We start from the raw sequence: 16,603 nt of genomic DNA on the forward strand, positions 1-16,603 counted from the left end.
ATCAAAACCCGGGAACTTCAAGAAAACATCTCACTAATTTAGTGTGAGACTTTCACCTAAAGTTCTCGGGTTAATGCCTGTAAACAGTAACACACCGTTTAAACTAATTAATTATTAAAATATCGTAGAATTAACTCTCCCGTAATTGCTCATCATTTTGTCTGTGCGTTACCCGCCAGACATGAAGAGTTAAATATACCTGATCATCAGGCTGCATTTTCCAGCCTGTTTGTTTATATAAGTACGTGCCGATTTTTTGGACAGTGTCATACGCCTTTTGATACTTGACCTTCATCAGTTCAATTAAAGAATTATCAAGCTCTTCACCCGAATCCTTTTCACATTCGCCACATATATGCCTTACCATGAAGGCACGTAAATGCGTCATGAACCTGTTAAAATTAAATGATTCAGTGTCAAGTTGCATCCCATATTGATACTGGATAATATCAACTACTCCGCGAATAAGCTTAGTAATTTTGATAGTATCCTGCAGTTTGGTCTGACCAGAGCCAGCGTTAATAAAATGATATGTCAGATAAGCGATCTCGCTTTTAGGAAAATCGAGCTTGGTTTTTTCCTGCATCAGTTCTAACGCTTCCTGAGCCGTGCCGTATTCTTTAGGAAATAGTTTTCGCATTTCCCAGCCAAGTGTATCCTGACCCAATTCAATATTTTCAGTAGCACGGGTTAACATAAAGTCAATATGATCTGCTAATACCATAAACTGATAATCCGAAAAAGTTATCTGCAATTGTTTGCTGGCCAAATTAATCACAGCAGTAGTTAGCGCTAAAGTTCTCTGATCAATATCCCGCACGCTGTCAACCATTTTAAGGTTTTCCCCAACAGCTATAAAACGGCGCGAAATCTTGTCCTCATCAATGGGATCGCCGGCTTTTTTGCCGAAACCAATCCCGTTTCCAATCACCACCCAGTCTACTTCAGATTCATCAGACACCAAGGCAGCATTGTTGTTAAAATTCTTTACAAATTTCATTCAACTTACTTCCTTTCCAATAAAAAAACCTACAAACAGTACCAAAATAAGTATTGTTCATAGGTTAATGCCTGATCAAATCAGTAACACGTCTACTTACAGCTGATATTATAAAGTAGTGTATAAGCGATTTCAATACTTATTTGATTATTATTTTTAAGTGTTTCCTACAAAACAAATAATTGTGCTTTACGCAAATTTATACTTAAATAATAGCTGAAACCTAATATAAAAGTTTAAAGAGAAATAGTTCAATGGCAAATAAACAGCAAAAACATTCTTTAAAATATCAAATATGGTCTACTACTCGTGTATTACTAATAGGAGCCCTTTTTTACCTGGGAGTAACCCTGATCTTTTTCGGTTCCGGGTTCGGTAACTCCTATGTCGTTCAACAAAATGCGCAAAAAGCAAATATCACTTTAACACAAAAGAAAGCAGATAGAAATAAAAAACGCACAACAAATTACGATGCCAGCAAAACTAAGTCAGTTAGTGCAGCCGAAGTTCTCAGAGCTAAGCAAGCCAGGGCTTATGCCATTGGCCGAATTGCTATTCCCAGTGTCAATATTCATAATCCCCTTTTTGCCGGCTACGGAGACCAGAATCAGAATCTAGAATACGGTGTGGTAACTTGCCTGCCCGACCGTGTCATGGGTGGTGCTAATAATTACGTACTTGCAGGACACTACATGGGGTCTTATGGTCCCGCCGTTTTAGATAATTTGCACTTATCACGCCCGGGCGACCTCATTTACATAACTGACTTACATCATATATATACGTATAAAATCAAAACAATTTCCTTTGCTATGAAGCCTACTCAGGTTGAAGTCGAAAACAACGTGCAGGATAAAAGCATGATCACGCTGATTACCTGTTCTGACTTTAATACCTCTAAGTATGGCTACGGCCAGCACCGGACGGTTGTACAAGGCGATTTAATCGCTAAAAATAAAGCGACGAAACACAACTTAATTGCTACAGAATTAACCGCTAAGCCAAAGCAAAGTAAAAAAAGACGCCAGGAGTCTTTAACAGCCAAAAAAGACCAGAAAAAGATTAAAAAGTCCGAGCAGGTTCGACCTGCAGCTCGGCCTAAGTTTTACCAAAATATGGCCTTCATCAAGACGGTAATCATTGTCTTTAATGTTATTTTTGTTTTAGCAGTTGGCTGGCGACTTGTGCGCATTTGGATTTTGCGTTAATTTCTTTAAAACCATTATATAATGGTATCAGAAATAACTATTTTGAAATAGTCATCTGCAATAATACATGCTATACTGAGACTTAGATAGTATTATGAGGGTAATATTTGTTTGCGGCTATTTGCGCGTATAATATTAATATATAGTTTTTAGCAAGCGATTTTTTAAAAGATTAATATACCCATTGCTATTTTTAAAGCAAATGCGCTTAACGTTAAAAATGAATTTACCGTTATTTTTATTAGTAAAGAAGATGATGACTAAATGTCGACTAGAACTAGTGAACTCGAATCAACGATCGCTACCTCTGATTTTGATATTGATGCGATAAATTCTGTCGAAAATTCCAATTCAATTGCCAGTTGGATGCCTGACAAGGTCTTGCAAAAAATTGTGGCAGCGAATTTGAATCAAAATATTAGCCAGATTACCAAGGAAAGCTTAGCTAACTTAACTGAACTTAAATTAATAGCACCTAGTGAAAGACATGTTGTCCATGGCGAACGGCAATGTGATGTTTCTGCAGGTGAATATAGGTTACGCTTAAAGCTTACGTCACTTGATGGCTTAGAATACGCAACTAATTTAGCTAAAATAGACCTTGCCCCTAGTCGCGAATTTAATCATAAATGGCTACACCATACTATTGTTAATTCAACTTTAACGGATATTTCGGCTTTGCATCATTTGAATAAATTGACCTCTGTTAACCTAGAGATGTGCAGCGTGCATGATATTGCTGCTTTAGCAAATAAACCGCAACTAATTCAACTTAACCTTTCATACAATGCAATTGCCGATTTTTCACCATTAAAGACAAATAAACGGTTGCTTGAAAATGGTAGTGTAAACTTAAAAAAGCAAATAATTCGCGTTAAATCTATTCACATCCCTGCAGAAAGTACTTTTTACACACCTGACCCTTACAAACTGCTTGATTTTAATGGCTCAAATATGCCATTTAAAATTGAAACAGGTAAGCATCTTAATTCCAACTGCTTCATTAAACAATTTTGCAGCAATTGGAGTAACCATGTCGGTCAAATTACTGATGAACAGACTGTAACTTGGAACCTTCTGGGATTGAAGCCCGGTGACGGGGCAGCAATGACCGTAAAATTCCACAGTATGAATCGTGTGCAAGAGCCGCTAATTACTGGTTGGTATATTATTCCTTTTAGAATAGTTACAGGACAACCGATTACTTTTCATTTTAAAGACGATGACGGCAACACAATTGCCTGTGAACAGAAACTGTATGGCGATATTAATACCAGCAGCAATATCTCTATTCCGAGCTTTACTGGCTATTCAATTGCGGCAAAATTAGTTGACGGTATTAAGACTCCAATCAGCCAGGACTTTGTCACGACCACTATTAGCGCCCAAGTACAAGATATTACCTTGCTTTATAACCGCGACAAGCCCAAAAATATTACTATTCATTATCAAGATGAAAATGGCAACACAATCGCACCTGAAAGTATAACTAGTGGTGATTTTAATAAGCATAAAATAATTGCGCCTAAAGATGTTCCTGGTTATACTCCTATTTATTATGAAATTGACCACAATGGCAACTCTTATCATTTGGGAAGCATAGCTATTCTGCTCAATAGTCAGCCGCAAGATATTACTTTCTATTATGATAAAAAAAGAAAAGAAAAAGTATCTAATGTGATTGTTCGCTTTGAAGACACAGACGGCAACAAGATCGCTCCTAATAAAGTTTTAAGTGGCTTTATTAATGATCAACAATCTGTTCCAGCATTAAAACTACCAGGTTACACTATTAAATTTAAAGATTTTAACGGTTCACATATTACAAATAATTTAGATACAACCGTAATTACTCTTAAGGAACAGGCGCAAAAGCTAATCTATGTCTATACTAAAAGCATAGCAGAAAGCAAAAGCCTAGTTAATACTGATAATACGACTAACTATAAGCACAGTAAACATCAGCGATTTAGCGGCATGATACACCCATCAAATTATAAAAAGACAAGGAAACAGCAACCCAGCTCCAAAATTAATAAGCTCTCGCATTTAGTAGTACCAACACTAATTTTGATAGTATTATTCAATGTGTTAGGCCTAGTGCTGATGCACTATAAAAGAAAAAGAACAAAATAAAAAAGCACCTAATAAGTATATTTACTGGGTGCTTTTTATATACATTTTAGATAAGATATAGTCGTTTTATATTGCAATCATTATATTATAGATATACAATAATAGTGCAAACTGTTATTTGTTAAAATTTGAGAGGTAAAAAATATGAATAAACACATAAAACTAAGTAAACAAAGTAAAAAATTGTTATTTAGTGGAATTACTGCTGCTGCACTAGCACTAGTTGTTGGTGGCCCCCATGCAGTTAAAGCTGACAGCGTATCTGGAAGCACACTGGCTGCACAAAGCTTGAATACAAAAACTGCTAAAACATTTCCATCGAAATCTTTGTGGCCTACTTTACCAGCTTCAGCAAAAACTACTGGTGTTAAAAATAAGGTAACCACCAAATCTGATGATTCTATTGACGCTTGGATGCCTGATAAGAATTTGCAACAAGTAGTTGCCTATAATTTATATGGTAATCCAAATAGCGTAGATAAAATTACCAAAGATGATTTGGCTAAATTAACGAACCTAAGCGTTACCAGTGAGCTTGCAGAAAATGATGCCAATTATTATGCAGCTGCAATCAGCATTAAATCACTAACTGGTCTAGAGTACGCTACTAATCTAGTATCAATTGATTTAGCACCAAATATTAACTATAGTATTGATCACTTTGGGCCTGCATATGCATTATTGCACAGCACTCTATCCAACATCAATGCAATAAAGGGACTAAAGAACTTAGATTATGTCAACTTCCAACAATGCTCTATTTCTGATATATCTGCATTAGCAAATAAACCTTCGTTAACACGAGTTTCTATTTCTTATAATGGTATTACTGACTTCTCCCCATTAGGTTCAGATACTAATTTAAAATTAAACCTAACACAGGCTTATTATCAAGACGTTAGCTCAAATGGATACTACCTTTCATCAAGCACACCATTCTATACATTCCGTTATAATAATTTAATTGGTATTGACGGTAAACCAATGAAGATTCGGGTGGCCGATACAGATGATGTCCTACACGATCATTATGTTAAATATTACCTCAGCAATTGGAAGAAAAATGCTGGTGTAGTTTCGGATGATGGCAAATCAGTTACTTGGGATATCACTGGAATTAGTCCAGATCCTCAGGCTACTCATTACATGACAATTAATTATAAAGGCTCTCACGGTGAAGGCGGATGGTTCATTATCCCATTCATCGTATATGATTAATTTAATTATTTTTGATGATCAATATAATTTAATATAAAAAAGTAGTGTTCTAATTTATAAATGAATTAGAGCATTATTTTTTTGTGATCAATGTGCTAAGTATCACAATGAATTTGACTTTTAATAGGCTCAGCCATATACTAAACTTATATTAACATGCTGTTTAGAAGAGGAATTATATGAATACACATAAGAATGCTAACAAGCAAGGAGAAAAAATATTGCTCGGTGGCGTGGCCGCTGCTGCTTTAGGCTTAATTAATGCCAAGCCCCAGACGGTGAAAGCAGCTAATCAAAATGGCACTCGTGCCACCAAGAAGACTGCGAGAAGAGCGGTCAAGACTAAATTAAACTATCAAAGTGAAACTGCTTCAGAAACTGAAGGTGAAACAGCTACTGACGGCCCTACTAACCAAACCAGCAGCAGTCAAACTGCTGGCAGTGAGGCTAATGTAGGAACAGCAAGCAGCAAACCTGAAAGTGGACAGGAACAAACTGGTGCTAATAGCAATCCAGCAAGTGGCAGTAGTCAAGATGCAATCACAGGCAATACCAGCAATCCAAGCACCACAGACAATACAAAAACTAAAGAACTTGGAAAAGCTGTCAAAAGAGATAACGAAAATCCTACCATACTAACTGGTGTTTGGCTTGGTGTCGATGTAACTTATCAACCTGGACTCGGAATATTTACTGTTAAAGGTAGCACACAACCTATTAATACCGTTAACGATCGTTCTACTAGTATCTTACAAGCAAAAAATAGTCGTGATCTTCTTGCTGACCCTCTTATTGTAGATAGAAATCAAGTTAGAGAAGTACGTTTTGAAGGGCCTTTGACCATTAACGGCACAGTCCAAAGTATGTTCGACACTTTACCAAATTTAACCACCGTTACTGGGTTAGAAAACCTGAATACATCTAATGTATATAGCATGTATGGCATGTTCGCCGGTTGTTCAAGCCTAAGTTCAATTGAAGGAATAAATAAATTAAATGCTTCCAAAGTAACTGATATGTCCTATATGTTTGAAAACTGCGGAAATTTAACTAGCTTAGATTTAAGTGGTTTAAATATCGGTTTAAATATTAATAAGAATGATACTATTACCATGAAAGAGATGTTTAGGGGCTGTTCTAAACTTAAAAGCTTAATTTTACCAGATAAAATTGATACTTCTCAGGTTACCGATATGACAGGTATGTTTTATGGCTGCTCAGATTTAGTTTCTGTAAGTTATCCAAATTCTGAAAATTCAGGAGATCCAGCAAATCCAACAGTAGACTTATCCAAATTTAATACTAATAGCCTGCAATATATGGATTATATGTTTAGCGGATGTACTAAATTAACAGCGTTGAATATTGCTAGCTTTGATATGTCGAAAGCTATACAAACTAATGGGATTAAGAATCCTCTCAATAATTTACCTGATCTGAGAAAATTAGTACTGGGTAAGAATTGCAGATTTTACAGAAATGATACTAACACTAACGTCGGTCTTGATACTCCAGGGACATGGGTTAATGTTGGTAACGGTACCGAAAAGTACCCAGAAATGAGTAAAAAATGGTCTTCCACCGATTTAATGAATAATTATAATGGTGAAACTGATCACGATATTTATATCAGGTTTTATGACGGCTACCCTGTAAAAATTCATTACGTATACCTTGATAAAGAAGAAAAACAACACCCAATTTTAGACAAAGATGGCAAGTCCTATGACTATGCAATTGCTGGCAAGAAAGGTGATACTAGTTCTATTGAGCCTAAAAATATATACGGTTATACTATTTCGAAAACTAGTAAAGACAAAGTCACAGTCACATTTACTGATCACGAACAAGATGTTTACTTCGTTTATGACAGGGCAACAGGTAAATCTATTAAGGTTAATTATTTATACTTTGTGGATGATAAAGGTAATACCAAGCCCTTTCTTGATAAAGACAACAAGCCGATGACGGAAGAGGTTCCCGGTGTACTTTATGGTGATCAAAAAGATATTATTCCAAAATCAATACCTGGTTACACCATTAAGCAAATTAACATTGATAATGTTAAACAGACTGGAACCGATAAAGCAACAGTTGGCTACTCCGATAAGGAGCAGCAAATTGTTGACTTTATTTATGCTAAAAACAATCCTAATCCAGATACCAATAACCCAAGTACCAATAACCCAAGTACCAATAACCCAAGTACCAATAACCCAAGTACTGGTAACCCAAGTACTGGTAACCCAGACACTGATAAAGTTAAAGCAGCAGATGTAACTGTTCACTATAAAGACGAATTTGGCAATACCATTTCCTCAGATCAGATACTTAGCGGCTATGTTGGTGATAACTATACTACTGAAGCTAAAAATATTTTTGGCTACACATTAAAGACGAGACCAGATAATGCTACAGGGTTCTTTAGCACTTTCCCGCAAGATGTAACTTATATTTATACCAAGACAAGTACAAACAATACACCAAATATTAATGAACCTAATATCCCTACTAACTTGCCTCAACAGCCCAAGAAGAAAAAGCCTATTAAGCAAATAACAAACAATAATCTACCACAAAAGCATGGCAGTTCTAGCGTTGCTGAAAGTCAAAAAAACGCCACTTTACCACAAACAGGTACTAATAAGCGTTCTAGTCTAGCTATGCTAGCATTAGGAAGCTTAACTTTAGTTGGTGCATTAGGTGCAGCATGGTTTAGTCGTAAGAAAATTAAATAAATTAAAAGACTCATCAGCAAAAATACTGGTGAGTTTTTATTATAAATAACAATAAATATATATTTATTTAGTCTTGATTTTGCTCATATATAGTCATATACTAAAATTGAATTGTGTAAGTTATTATAGAAAGAATGAGAAAAAATGAATAAACACAAGATTATCAAGCAAAGTAAAAAGTTGCTATTTAGTGGCATAGCAGCTGCAGTTTTAGGCATGATTTGTGTAACCACAAAGCCAGTTCAAGCTGCTACCGTGAATGGTGACTATCCTTCAACCAATAGTGTTAATACAAAAGAAGCTGAAGTAAACTATCAAGCTAAAAATAATGCACCTACGGTTAAAAATGATAGTGCCAAATTTGATTCTGCCAAAGCTGCTAAGAGTGATACTATCGAAACAGGTACTTGGGATGGAATACCTGTAGAATATGATACTGTTACCCATACACTCACAATTGGTGGTGGCACCATTAATAACACCATGCATGTGCCAAATGTGCCAAATACTTTACAACTTTTACGCATTGACTGGAATGACCCATCGTATACCTATGACACACTAGAAGTTAAGACTATCAACTTTACTAAAAAATTAGTTATCAATGGTTCTGCTGCTGAATGGTTTAGATTTTATAATAATTTAACGACCATTAACGGCTTTGAAAATGTTGACCTAACCCACGCTACTGATATGAACTCTATGTTTATTAATTGTACTGCTTTAGAGAATATAGACTTAAACAAGTTATTTCAGCCAAATAAAACATATGCCGTAACTAATGTTGCGCATATGTTTGAGGGCTGCAAGAAAATAACAAATCTGGACTTCTCTAATTTTGATACTTCAAATGTTGTTGACATGTCAGGTATGTTCAATGGTGACGTTAATTTAACCCAACTTGATTTAAGCAAATTTAATACTTCTAAAGTAACGAATATGAATGCTATGTTCAGTGATTGTCCAAAACTGACCTCAATAAAGGGATTAGACAAGTTTGATACTTCGAAAGTAACTTCAATGGGACAAATGTTTGCTTATTGTTCTTCTTTGAATGAGTTAGATCTAAGTAACTTTAACACTTCTAAAGTAGCTCAATTCTATTTTATGTTTTATAGATGTACTAATTTACTGAATTTAAACATTAGCAGTTTTGATATGACACATGCTAATTTTAATTTTAATATGTTTGCAAGCTTACCTAATTTACACAATCTTGTACTTGGAAAGAAATGTGTTATGGCTAATACTGGTCTTGATACACCAGGAAAATGGATAAGTGATAATGGAGATTTGTGGACATCAAATGAGCTAATGGCTAATTATAATGGTAGTACCGATTATGGTAAATATCGTCATAAGGATATGAATTAAGTTTAATTAAAATACAATATTTATATAAATCTCTAAAAATACTCATTAGTAAAATACTAATGAGTATTTTTTGTCTATCGATGATTATTTGACTTTGATTTAGCTCAGTCATATACTAAACTTATATTAACATGCAGTTTAGAAGAGGAATTATATGAATACACATAAGAATGCTAATAAGCAAGGAGAAAAAATATTGCTTGGCGGCGTAGCCGCAGTTGCTTTAGGCTTAATTAATGCCAAGCCCCAGACGGTGAAGGCAGCTAATCAAAATGGCACTCGTGCCACCAAGAAGACTGCTAGCAGAGCAGTCAAGACTAAATTGACCTACCAAAACGAAACTGATTCAGAAACGGAAGGCGAAACAGCTACTAATGATGACTCCACTGGCCAAACCAGCAGCAGTCAAACTGCCGGCAGTGAGGCTAATGTAGGAACAGCAAGCAGCAAACCTGAAAGTGGACAGGGGCAAGCCGGTGCTAATAGCAATCCAGCAAGTGGCAGTAATCAAGATGCAGCTGCAGGCAATACTAGCGATCCAAGCACTACAGACAATGCAAAAACTGATAAGCAAGAAGCAGACTCAGCACAATTTGATCATGCTAACGAAATTCGTGACAGCAATACTACTATCTCAAGTACTTGGGAAAATATACCTGTCACGTTTAATAATGGCGTACTATCAATTGGTGAAAAAGGTAAAACCTATACAATAAATAATTCAGACAATAAAGATATTAGCATTGGTAGCAACATCGATAATGTTTCTGGAGATGACATTACAGAAATTGATATTAATGCTCACATTGCCATCATTGGATCAGCTGAAACACTTTTCTACCACCTCTTGAACCTTACATCAATAAATGGTTTAGATAAACTAGACACTTCTAAAGTAACGAGTATGCTACAAATGTTTATGGACTGTACAAAAATGACTTCTTTAGATTTATCCAGTTTCGATACTACTAATGTAACCAATTTTAGTACAATGTTTGCCTTTGACCCCAGCCTAACTAGCGTAGATCTATCTAGTTTTACTGTTAGAGATGGCGCTACAACTATGGGAATGTTTGTAATAAGCGATGATGATACTCCCAGTTTGTCCAAATTAATTTTAGGTAAAGGTTTTAAATTCACTACAAGAAATGGTAGACCCAACAATTCACTTCAACAGCCAGGAACTTGGGTAAACATGGGGGAAGGCGATGGTTCTCTGGCCAAGGGTACTAATCAGTGGTCTTCAGCTGATTTCATGACTAAGTACCAAGGTGATAGAGACCACGACACTTACGTTAGATATACTGGTGGCATCGTTACTGTTCATCGCCAAGACGAAGAAGGCAAGCAGCTAGTTGATCAAGATGGTAAGGAAATTCCTGATGAAAAACTTTTCGGCAACATTTCAGACTCAGTAACTGTTGACACCAGTAAAGAATTTGCTGGTTATACCTTCAAGGAAAATCAAAATCCTACTATCACAGCTTTTATCTCTGATCCACAAACTATCACTCTAGTCTACTCTAAGAGTAAAACCGATAACACTTGGGAAGGAGTTCCTTACACCTTTAATAATGGTGTTCTATCTCTAGGTGAAAAAGGCAAAAACTATCCTATCGACAATTTGACTAATAAAAATATTAGCATTAGCCAAAATATTAGTGGTGTAAATGTTGATGAGATTAAAGAAATTGATCTTAATGCACCTATTGCAATCTCGGGTTCTGCTCAGCGTCTCTTTTCTAAATTAAGCAATTTAGTATCTATTAAGGGATTAAATAACCTACAGACTTCTCAAATAACAAATTTCAGCTATATGTTTGCTGACTGCCCTAAATTAACTACGTTGGATCTTTCAACTTTTGAAACTGCCAAAGCCACTTCATATTCTTCAATGTTTAGTGGAGACTCAGCTCTAACTAGTGTAGACCTTTCAAGCTTTACAGTTACAGACGATGCCTTAACATTTAGTATGTTTGATTCTTGTTCAAACTTAACTAAGTTGAATTTAGGAAAGGATTTTAAATTTACAAATTATAAAGATACTAAAAACAATTCACTTCAACAGCCAGGTACCTGGGTAAACATGGGTGAAGGCGATGGTTCTCTGGCCAAGGGTACTAATCAGTGGTCCTCAGCTGATTTCATGACTAAGTACCAAGGTGATAGAGACCACGACACTTACGTTAGATATACTGGTGGCATCGTTACTGTTCATCGCCAAGACGAAGAAGGCAAGCAGCTAGTTGATCAAGATGGTAAGGAAATTCCTGATGAAAAACTTTTCGGCAACATTTCAGACCCAGTAACTGTTGACACCAGCAAGGAATTTGCTGGCTACAAGTTCAAAGAAAATAAAAATTCTAATGTAAAAGCATTTATCTCTGATCCGCAAAATATTACTTTGGTCTATTCTAAGAGTAAAACTGATAATACTAGTGACAACACTTGGGAAGGCGTTCCTTACACCTTTAATAATGGCGTCTTATCACTGGGCGTAAAAGGCATAAACTATACAATTGATAACTCAGGAAACAAAGAAAAGAGCTACGCACTTGACACTCGAGATATTAGCATTAGCCAAAATATTAAGGGCGTAAATGTTAATGAGATTAAAGAAATTGATCTTAATGCCCCTATTGCAATTATAGGCAGCGCCAACGGAGTATTTAAGAACCTGAAGAATTTAGCTACTATAAAAGGCTTAAGTAATTTAGATACATCACAAGTAACTGACTTTAGTCAGATGTTTAGTGGCGACACAGCTTTAATTAGTGTAGACCTATCCAGTTTTAAAGTTACAGACAATGCCTTAACGTTTAGTATGTTTGATTCTTGTTCAAACTTAACTAAGTTGAATTTAGGCACAGGCTTTAAGTTTACTACACCGGATAATCAGCCAAATAATTCACTCAAGCAACCAGGTACCTGGGTAAATATGGGTGAAGGAAACGGTTCCTTGACTAAAGGTACTAATCAGTGGTCTTCGGCTGATTTAATGACTAAATATCAGGGCTCTACTGATCATGATACTTATAAGCTCTTTACTAACCTTGGTGGCATCGTAACTGTTCATCGCCAAGATCAAGATGGCAAGCAACTAGTTGATCAAGATGGTAAAGAAATTCCTGATGAAAAACTCTTCGGCAACATTTCCGATCCAGTAACTGTTGACACTAGCAAAGAATTTGCTGGTTACACCTTCAAAGAAAATAAAAATTCTAATGTAAAAGCATTTACTTCTGACCCGCAAGATATTACTTTGGTCTACACTAAGAAAACTGATACAGGTAGTCAAGGCTCTCAAGGCAGCCAAGGTTCCGGCAGTAATGGGTCTGGTAGCAATGGCTCCAGCAGCAACGGCTCCGGCAACAGCACTCCTAATACTTCAGTACCAAATAACAACCCTTCTGGAAATAACGGGTCAGTCAATAATCCTTCATCTTCTAATAGTCAAGGTTCCAATAGTCAAGGCAGCAACACCGGCAATTCTAACAACAATTCCAGTTCCGCAAGTAATGGCCAAAATAACGGCAGCAACTTGCCTAACAATGAACCAAATAACATTCCATCACCTGTGAACCGCAAGCCCAAGACTGTTAGACCTCACAAGACTATTAATAAAGGGTTTAATATCAAGGACCAAAATGCAATTCATAACCAGCAACTGGCAAACAGTTTGAAGAACAATGGTTCGAGCTCAAATGCACAAAATAATGCAAGCAATACCTTGCCGCAAACTGGTAACGACAAGCATAACAGTTTAGCAATGCTGGCTTTGGGTGGACTTGCACTAGCAACCGCCTTAGGTGCAGCCTGGTTTGGTCGCAAAAAAGACTAGCTAATTTTTAAATAATCAAAGCGTTCTATATTACAAAATGTAGAGCGCTTTTTTGGGTTAAATAGACCACGTTTGACTTTTACTAAAGCCAGCCATATACTAAGCTTATATTAACATGCAGTTTAGAAGAGGAATTATATGAATATGCATAAGAACACTAATAAACAAGGAGAAAAAATATTACTCAGTGGCGTAGCCGCAGCTGCTTTAGGCTTAATTAATGCCAAACCCCGGGCGGTAAAGGCAGCCACCTTGAATGGCAATCGTGCTACCAAGAAAACGACTAGAAGAACGGTTAAGACCAAGTTGAACTATCAAACCGAGACAGATTCAGAGACAGCAGGCGAAACGGCAACCGCTGATCCCGCTGACCAAGATAGTGGCAATCAAACTAGAGTGAATACAGTAGACAGCACAATAACTGGGCAGGAGCAAACTAATACTAATAGCAATCCAGCAAGTGGAAGTAATCAAGACCCAGCTACAGGCAATACCAGCGATCCAAGCACCACAGACAATACAAAAACTAATAAGCAAGAAGCAGATAATGCTCAATTTGACCCTGCTAAAGTTACTCGAGATGGCGCAATTTCAGGTAGTTGGAATAATATACCTACCACTTTTTCTGATGGTGTATTGTCTATTGGAGAACAAGGAAACAATTACTCGTTTGGTAACATAAACTCCGACTATCAGGGACTTTCATTTAGTGACAATAAGAAAAACTTAAAAATTGATGATTTATCTACTATTACAGAAATTGATTTTAATGCCCCTATCAAAATTTCAGGTGGGGTAATAAATTTTTTTGGTGGTTTAACTAACTTAACTACAATTAAGGGACTGCCTAATTTAGATACTAAGAATGTAACTAGCATGTACGGTTGGTTTGATGGTTGCAATTCTTTAACCAGTTTAGATTTATCTCATTTTGACACTTCTAATGTTACTAATATGTCTCGTATGTTTGATAAATGTTCATCACTAGCATCTATTACCTTCTCTAATAAATTTAAGACAGATCAAACAACTGACATGTCCTATATGTTCAATGGCTGCCAAAAACTACCAAATATTGATATGTCTACGTTTAAAATAGCAAGCGGAACAGACACGTCCTATATGTTTAAAGATTGCAAATCTTTTACCAAATTAGATTTATCTAGTTCTTCTTGTACTGATGACGCGAGTCATATGTTTGAGGGTTGCGATAATCTTGAATATTTAAATTTAATTAACCTTACTACAATTGATGAAGTTGATCATGGAGAACACTTTACTAGAGCTACTTGCTACTCTATGCTTAAAGATCTTCCTAAACTAAAAGTAATAGTATTAGGCCGCTTTACCCATATAAAACAGTCCGAATTTAATACTGAAGGGATATGGGTAAACATGGGTATTCCTCAAGGGAGTTGGCCAGTTCCCCAAAAAGGTTCAATCCAACTAAGTTCTGCTGACCTTGCCCAGAAGTATGATAATAGTGTCTTTAACGAAGATCTTTACCAAGACACTTATATTAACTTTAGGAACCTCGGTAAAGGAATTACAATTCAATACCGTGACAAAGACGGCAACAAGATTCCTGGTGTTGACGATGATATTCAGTTTGGTAATATTGATGATTTTCTCGTAAACAACGATCCCTATACTGCCTTTAAACCACAAGAAAAGTTTACTGATAGTTCAGGAAACGAGTATGATTTTGATAATTTAGCTAAGATGAATGATAGTACGGTAAATTATAATGCTGTGAAGTTTACCCCTAATGACCAGACTATTACTTTCTTCTATACTAAAAAAGCTAATAATTCTGACCCTTCCAATGATTCAGACACTTCTAACGGCTCAGACTCTTCTAACGGTTCTGACAGCAATGGTTCCGATAGCAACGGCTCTGACTCTTCTAACGGTTCTGATACTTCTAACGGCTCTGACCCTAGTGATTCTGGTCCTTCTGTTTCAAGTACTTGGGAAGGTGTGCCTGTTATCTTCTATACTGATTCTGGTAAATTAAAAATAGGTAATCCTAAAAATACTTATACCGTTAAAGGTGATAGTTTATCTACCAATATTGGCATCAAGAACAATATATCTTTTGTAGACACATCAAAAATCAAAGAAATAGATATAGTAGGAAACATAGAAATCGAAGGGTATGCTCAAAACCTATTCTCGGGGCTTTCTAATTTACAAACTTTTAAGGGCTTGGAAAATTTAAAAACAGATAAAGTAACACGGATGGATAATATGTTCGATGGTTGTTCATCACTAACTTCCCTGTCACTTCCTAAAAGTTTTAATACAAGTAAAGTAACTCATATGGGAGGAATGTTTTGGAACTGTACTGCTCTAAAAACTTTAGATTTGTCATATTTTGATACTTCTCAAGTAACTAGTATGTATAATATGTTCAATAACTGTACCAGTCTAAAAAGCTTAAACTTACAAAATTTCAATACCGACGAGATAGATGATTTTAATGGGTTAGGTTCTATGTTTGAAAATTGTACCAATCTTGAAGAACTAAATATCGAAAACTTTAATATTCCATCTGCTAAGTCCGCTACTTCAATGTTTGAAAAGGACTCTAATCTACGAAAATTAGTTTTAGGACCTAAATGCAATATTTCAAATTCTAATCTCAATGTTCAAGGCACCTGGGTAAACATGGGTTTAGGAAAAGGTTCTCCTAAAAAAGGTACATGCAAATTTTACTATCCGCAGGCATTCTTAGATGAATTTAATCCTTCGACTCAACATGATACCTATGTATGTTTTGCTGATCTTGGAGGACCAATTACAGTTCATTATCAAAGTGATAATAAAGATATCGCTGATGCAGAACAGCAATTTGGTGATATAGATACTAAACTTGTCAACGACGGCTCATTCACTGCTTTTAAACCTAAAGAAATTAAGGGATATAAGTTTGACCACGCGGAATTCAATGGATCAACAACGGATATAGATAGCTTTTTGTTCACAAGCAAGCCTCAAACCGTTAATCTCATATACACAAAAAATGGATCAACACCTTCTGATGGATCAACACCTTCTGATGGATCAACACCTTCTGATGGATCAA

The 16,603-nt window shown here is 36.0% G+C and carries 8 protein-coding genes; 7 read left to right on the forward strand and 1 reads right to left on the reverse strand.

Features of this window, described 5'->3' with window-relative positions; translation table 11 throughout:
* Window positions 1–130: 130 nt before the first annotated feature.
* Window positions 131–1,000 (reverse strand): PRD domain-containing protein, encoded by an 870-nt coding sequence (locus tag Q0R51_RS06995; RefSeq protein WP_294757651.1) that lies wholly within the window; start codon window positions 998–1,000, stop codon window positions 131–133.
* 254 nt (window positions 1,001–1,254) lie between these two features.
* Here Q0R51_RS06995 and Q0R51_RS07000 point away from each other — a divergent pair, with 254 nt between their 5' ends.
* The 7 genes from Q0R51_RS07000 to Q0R51_RS07030 all read left to right on the forward strand — a co-directional run.
* A complete protein-coding gene (locus Q0R51_RS07000) occupies window positions 1,255–2,208 on the forward strand; it encodes a class A sortase (RefSeq protein WP_294757653.1) in 954 nt (317 codons plus the stop codon).
* Between the two features lie 264 nt (window positions 2,209–2,472).
* Complete coding sequence (locus tag Q0R51_RS07005) at window positions 2,473–4,344, forward strand: MucBP domain-containing protein (RefSeq protein ID WP_294757655.1); 1,872 nt, start codon at window positions 2,473–2,475, stop codon at window positions 4,342–4,344.
* A gap of 144 nt (window positions 4,345–4,488) precedes the next feature.
* Window positions 4,489–5,562, forward strand: coding sequence for a hypothetical protein (locus Q0R51_RS07010; protein ID WP_294757657.1), 1,074 nt, complete (start codon window positions 4,489–4,491; stop codon window positions 5,560–5,562).
* Between the two features lie 179 nt (window positions 5,563–5,741).
* Entirely contained in the window at window positions 5,742–8,300 is a 2,559-nt protein-coding gene (locus Q0R51_RS07015) for a BspA family leucine-rich repeat surface protein (RefSeq protein ID WP_294757659.1), read from the forward strand.
* 144 nt (window positions 8,301–8,444) lie between these two features.
* On the forward strand, window positions 8,445–9,674 hold the full coding sequence (locus tag Q0R51_RS07020) for a BspA family leucine-rich repeat surface protein (protein ID WP_294757661.1): 1,230 nt from the start codon (window positions 8,445–8,447) through the stop codon (window positions 9,672–9,674).
* Between the two features lie 154 nt (window positions 9,675–9,828).
* A complete protein-coding gene (locus Q0R51_RS07025) occupies window positions 9,829–13,515 on the forward strand; it encodes a BspA family leucine-rich repeat surface protein (protein WP_294757662.1) in 3,687 nt (1,228 codons plus the stop codon).
* A gap of 138 nt (window positions 13,516–13,653) precedes the next feature.
* The coding region (locus Q0R51_RS07030) for a BspA family leucine-rich repeat surface protein (protein WP_294757663.1) at window positions 13,654–16,603 on the forward strand (2,950 nt) is incomplete at its 3' end.

Source organism: uncultured Lactobacillus sp. (assembly GCF_946477725.1).
GTDB lineage: Bacteria > Bacillota > Bacilli > Lactobacillales > Lactobacillaceae > Lactobacillus.